Raw genomic sequence first — 6,329 nt, 5'->3', positions numbered from 1 at the left:
GTCACCTGCTGCCAGTCCTGATATAGAAGCAGTGCCGAAGCCTTGCGCATTAGAACCATTACCAAAGTTTTGACCATTGGCAGTAAACTCAATCGTTCCGGGAGCAGCAGCATCGCCAGGTGTATCACCCAGGTACCAGGTGTAAGTATAGCTTGCAAGAGGGGATGGGTTGTTGATGGTGATATCAGCACCACCGACAGGGTTTCCGCCACCGGTACAAACTGTATTGTCGTCCACGCTTATAGAAAGGTCAGGCGCTTCAGAGTCGTCGGCGATAGAGAACGGAATAGAAGCAGAGCTACACTGTGAAGAAGTGCGCTTAACAACCACCGAGTAGTTTCCGACAGCAAGTCCTGTGATGGTAGCAGTTGTTGAAGCCGCCTGAATGACAGCCCCACCATTGTTGAAGAACTCATAAGTATAGGCATTCACAGCAGCGACCACGGTGGCACCTGATCCTGAATCTTCAGTAACAGAAGTAATGGTATACGAGCCGTTGTTCGGTGTGGGGCAATTATTAGCATTCACCGTTGTGGCAACCACAGCAATGGTAGGGGGGGCTGCTGTAATTTCCACCGTCTCCGTATCAAAGCAGCCATCACCAAGAGAGGCATTGTCCGTTACCAACACAGTGTAAAATCCGGCGGCAACACCCGTCAAAGTAGCTGTTTCTGCTGAAGTATTAAGCACCGGGTCGATGGGGGTTGAAGTGTCTGTGCCGGTATGCCATTTATAAGTGTAATCAGTACCGCCGCCAGCGTTGGTCACAGTTACTGTAGCTTCTCCATCACCACCCGTTCCACCCGGACAAATTGAAGAAGGCTGATCTTCTGCGATCGACAGCGTAGGTGATACCGCATTGTCGGCGATGTCGAACTGCAATGTTTCAGAGTCGCAGCTGGAAGATTTGTGGGTAATCACTACATAGTAGGTGCCAGGCATCAAGCCACCGAAAGTCGCAGAACCATCAGTGTCTGAGTCGGTGATGTCGGCGTTGGATGCATCCTGCAATGTGAGGTTGTAGCTCGCCAGAATAGCCGCCTCTGTATTAGCTACCACAGGTGCCCCGGAAGTTGTTATGGAGGCACTGGTAATAGTGATACTGCCATTGCCAGAGCAGTCTTCCGAGTCAGCCTTGGTTCCGGCTCCATCGATATCTGCCAAAACCTGAGCAACAGAGCTTGTAGCCACCTGCACACAACCAGTCGATTGATTGGTAACTCTTACGGTATAGGTACCAGCAGCTAAATTATCTATCTGACGGTTCGTTGTAAGTACAGCACCACTGACTGAACCACCAGCATACCATTGGAAGGCATAGCCGACTCCAAGCTGAGGAGTACCGCTTACTGTTACGTCAGCACTTAGAGAACCATTGTTGGGAACATCGCAATTTGTTTGATCCGACAGCTTGGTGATAACAATATTTGGCAAAACGGGGCTGTCAACAATTGTAACAACAAAAGGATCTGCTTCGCAACCTGTGGTTGGGTTAGTGGCTACAACTGTGTATTGGCCGCCGTTAAGACCACCAATGGTTTCGGTTGTTGCTCCGGTAACACTTCCACCAATAGCGCCATTGTTGCCATTAGAAATTACCGCTCCCCCAGTACCACTGCCAACACGCCAAACAAAGGTGTAGCCAGCAGCTGATGGGCTTGCTACAGGCGTTCCATTAAAGCTTACATTAACTGTTGCTCCGCCATTGTAATTGGCAACCAAACAGCTTGTATTGGGATTCTTAACATTAAGTGTTGTTACTGGCTTAACCGGGTTACTGTCAATTTCATAAGTAAGGTCGTTCACACAACCCGTCGCCGTGTTTGTAACCAGCACAGTATACTCACCAGCAGAAAGGTTAGCGGCAGTTTGAGTTCCGGTTGCAAAACCGGTGCCGGCCGTTCCGGCAGTTGCTCCGGTAAACCATTCAAATGTGTAGCCAACGGTTACGCCCGGCGTTCCATTCTCAGTTACTGATGCCGAAAGCTGGGCAGTACCAGCCCCACCGCACGAGATGTCTGGCTGATCTTCAACAATGGTGATATCCGGGATGGTCTTTTCGTCAGAAACCTCGAGGGTGTATTGAGGAGACTCGCAACCAGTAGAACCAGCAGAAGTTTTGGTGGCAACTACGGTGTAGAACCCGGCAGCCAGCCCTGTAACAGTATTACTGTTAATCGCCGGAGTAGAGCCATTCCCAGGGTCAACACCGTTTACAAGCAGGTTTGGTGCGGAAACTACACTGCCAAGGTACCATTCAAACGTGTATTCAGCAGGGTCGTCAAAATTACCAGCGCCGTCGTCCACCTGCACGGTAAGCCTGCCATCAGGCGTGTCGCACCCATGATTAGGCTCGTTGGTCGTGCCTGTCACCACAAATTGAGGATCAACGGAAAGGTCATCCAGCGTAACATCCTGCTCGAAGGTACAGGTCTTGGCAGGGTTGGTTGATTTTACCGTGTAGGTGCCGCTAAGGAGGCCGGTGAAAGTATGCCTTGCTTTGAGAGTAGCATTTTGCCACATCACTCCGATCTCTTCATCTATTTTCACCCCACCTTGCCATAACTCCATATTGTAGCCTGCCGCCGGTTCGCCGTCGGGTGTGAATTGAGATTCCGAAACCAGCAGAATCTCTCCATCACCTACCGTACAACCGGTATTGTCGACCTTAGTAACTACAGTATTGGGCACATCCTGATCCAGGCTGACAACAAGGTCAGTTGCTGAAACAAAGCAGCCGGTCAGGTTATCGAGAAACTTGATGGAATAGGTGCCTTCGTCAAGCCCTGAGAAAACACCTGTTTCATTTGAGCTAATAGGAACGCCGTTGGTGTCATTTCCCAGGAAAAGCTCGAATGTGTTAGCAGCTGCCTCAAATGTGATGGCATCCAGAAAGTTACCAACCGACTTGTTTCCGCCCGCCGTACTAACAGCTTTATAAAAGAACCTGGTCACATATTGGCCAGCAGGCACTACGTAAGTGCCTGAGTACAGGCTCCACGCCGTGTTGCCAGTGCAAAATTGATTAATCTGATTGTCGGGTGCGCCGGGTGCATTGATCAACAGAGCAATACAATCTGTTCCTGCTCTGCCCCTGTGAGCAAACGACCAGTTCATGGTCACACCTGGTACAGTCACCACATCAAAGTAAAGTGTGGCGTCGTTGTTTGCATTGATTTCAGCGAACTGAGTGCCCTGATAGGCTGGGACACCCTGAGCACCACTTGACCAGATTTCAATTCTTCCATCAGGTGATGTGGTTTGCCAGCCCGGTACATTCGATTGGTTGTATGTTTTAATTGTTCCGCCAGCAAACGACTGAGCAAATGGGGTCGATCCAAAAATATCAGGTTGATCAAAGCCTCCATTTGAACTGCTTGAGATTGCAATCGGGTTTCCGTTGGAGTCAAAAGATGAACCACTACCGCCGGAAACGGCCGCAGAAGCGTCAATAGAACCATCGGCAGTAGGTCCGCACCCCTTATTGGAGTTGAGGTCGATCTGCGACGGATCGATAGTAAGGGTCGAAGGGATGTCAGAAATGGTTACTTCTTCAGTTGAGAAGCAGCCCGTGGCTGTCTCTGTTACTTTTACGGTATAAATACCACCCTTAAGTAATGAAGCAATATTGCCGTCGTTACCAGTAATCTTATAAGCAGGGACGCTGTTCGTCGTATTTTGCCCTATAAAATACTCAAAGGTAAACCCAGTCGTAGCACCGCCTGAAGTAGTCGTGATCGTTCCGTTACCGTCCACCCGGCAAGAGGTATTTTCTGTGAATTCTGTCTCAAGAACCGGTCCTCCCGAAGTATTAGTAATCTCAACAGTGACCCCCTCAGATACGCAACCTGACGAATTGATGGCCTGAACGGTATAAAACCCTGACACCAGATTAGATACAGTAGCTCCCGTGTAGTCTGCAATGGCCTTAATACTAGACCCTTTGTACCATTTGAAGGTAAAGCCCGCTGTAGCACCTCCGCTGCTTGCGGACACGGCACCTGAGTTGGGCGCTGTACAACTCGTCACATTGGCAGTTACTGTGGCCTGAACGGTAGGAGCCGTAAGCGTAGAGGTCACGGTTTCTCCTTCGACGGCTTCGCAACCACTTGTGTTGTTGATTACTCTGACAGAATAGTTCTGCGCCTTTAGGTTGGTGGCTGTGGGGCCTGTGGCAAAACTTGATGTAAAGTCCACACCCACATACCAGAGGAACGTGTAACCGGCTGTAGTAGGAACACCGTTAACATTCACATAGGCCTCAAGTACTCCGTTCGGGCTGGCACAGTTGGTTACTTCCTGCACCTGGTTGATCACTACAACAGGAGCATCAGTAACCTTGTCTATAGTTACTGTTAGAGGTGTTGCATCGCATCCGTAGGTTGAAGTTGCTTGCACCGTGTAGGTGCCTTCAGCCATGGTGTTGTAGGTAGCACCTGTATAGACTAAGTCAGCTGCATTAGTAGTTCCGGGGGCACCATTGTACCACCGGAAGGTATAGCCTGCAGTGATATATGTTGTGGTTGGAGGTGAGTCTCCGGTAACGAGCACATCATCAATGCTGTAATATTCGCTGCCGCTGTTATTGATGAATTCGAATATTACCTTTACAGTTGACCCCAAACTGCCATCGGGAATGGTCACCGAAGCGGACGTTGAGCCTCCAGAGATATCATCAGAGTGGTTGAAAAATTCCACCCGGGTGTCTGTTCCCACCTGGTAGAATGCTTTAACATTATCGTTCCCCTCAAGCGTACCCACCTCACTGATACTCGCCTGTATTTTTACATTGGAATACCCCGTCGTTGTAATGGCTCCTGATGTCCATGTAATAATCTGATCGGCATCATTTACTTCGAATCTCTTATTCCCGCTGCTATTAACAACCTTCGCATAACCGTTTGCATTCCCGGATTTATTCCAGGAAGTCGTTCCATTATCCACCGTGGCATTGGTCGACAGGTCGTTGAATTTCTCTTCCCATATGTTGACACTGGTGCTGGTGACCGTTGCGGAGCTAATGTAAGCCCTGGCTGACCCGTTGTCAGGTAGTGCGTCATCACAAAGCTCGTTGTCGGTTAATTTATCGAGCATGAAGTTGTAGGGCACACATTGGACATCAATATAAGCCCACTCAGGAGAACAAAGACTGTAGCAACGGCCAACTGGCACGTCACATATTTGATATTGAATGGAGTCAAGCCCGGCAAACCCAACATTTGGGGTATACATGATGTCAAGCGTGGCTCCATCAATGTAGGAAGAGCCGTTAGCTGCGGGAGTTAAAATCGTAAATGTCCACAGCGAATCCAGATCAGGGTTGAGAACAATATCATTAGCTCTAACCGGGAGCAATTTACTTGTGTTCTGAGGAGTGGTGAAGTTGTCCTCGGCAGTAAGTGGTGGCTGCTGACCCCCGCTCAAACAAACGGTCTGTTCGTTGCGGGCGCCGCCAGTGGATCCGGTAAAACCATAATTCACGTTAGTGATACCGCCGAAAACTGTCGTAATCATATTCGCAGTATGTGAGATTCTCAACTGCTCTTCAACATACATTTGAATTGTTTGCGTACCGTCGGCATTGGGCTGCCACAAAATCACGTAGTCGTAGCACGAATTATCCTCAATATTATCGAAAGTAGGGTGTACTCTTGGCGTTTTATTGGTAGATAGTTCGTTTGTTTGCGGATCGCAAATATTGCCATTGTAGGCCACGGCCGTGTGGTCGTGGGCAGGATCGTCACCAGCGGTGCCAGGGCACTCGGTGTTTCTCCATGTGTCAAATTCGATAGCGACCGATGGAATGATTTTATTGGCAAACTGATAGTCTCCAAATCCTAGTCCACCACCTGCACGACCAGTGGCTTCAAAACCCCTGGGGTCTGTTTGCAAAACGAAGCCAAATCCGTCAGCGCCACTGCCGTCTTTGTCCCCAGCGAAAATGATAAAGTCAAGCCTGAAAGGCTGAGTAAGATCTAATTTGGTGTTCCACCAAAGGCGGCCAAAACGATTGTTCTGGTCTTGAGTTATGAGGTAACAGCGCTCTGAAAGTGCCGATGCGTCTCCCCTGGTGGCAAAACCATCCTTGTAATCAGGGATGAAAAAGGATGAAGTGTTCGGTAATGGACTCCCCTCGGTTTTTGGCAGCTGGGCCATGGCCTGAGAAGTACATATAAACAAAATTAGGGCAAAAGCAGAGGTGGCTAGGCTGTGTCGTCTCATGGTATTTTTCGAAATCGTGGCGTTTCTCAAAACTGAAAATACTTATTAGGATAAACTCAAAGGCTATAAAAGCATAGTTTTTTACTTTGAGCGCTTTCCGTTCTTAG

General features: G+C 49.0%; 1 protein-coding gene. It reads right to left on the bottom strand.

Annotation, left to right across the window (positions count from 1 at the left end; genetic code table 11):
• On the bottom strand, nucleotides 1–6,222 hold a 6,222-nt coding region (locus RIF36_RS01425; protein WP_350149255.1), incomplete at its 3' end, for a lectin-like domain-containing protein.
• Nucleotides 6,223–6,329 lie beyond the last annotated feature (107 nt).

The organism is Imperialibacter sp. (genome assembly GCF_040222815.1).
Lineage (GTDB): Bacteria > Bacteroidota > Bacteroidia > Cytophagales > Cyclobacteriaceae > Imperialibacter.
The sequence above is the reverse complement of the archived record's forward strand: the minus strand, read 5'-3'. Positions and strand labels throughout refer to the sequence as shown.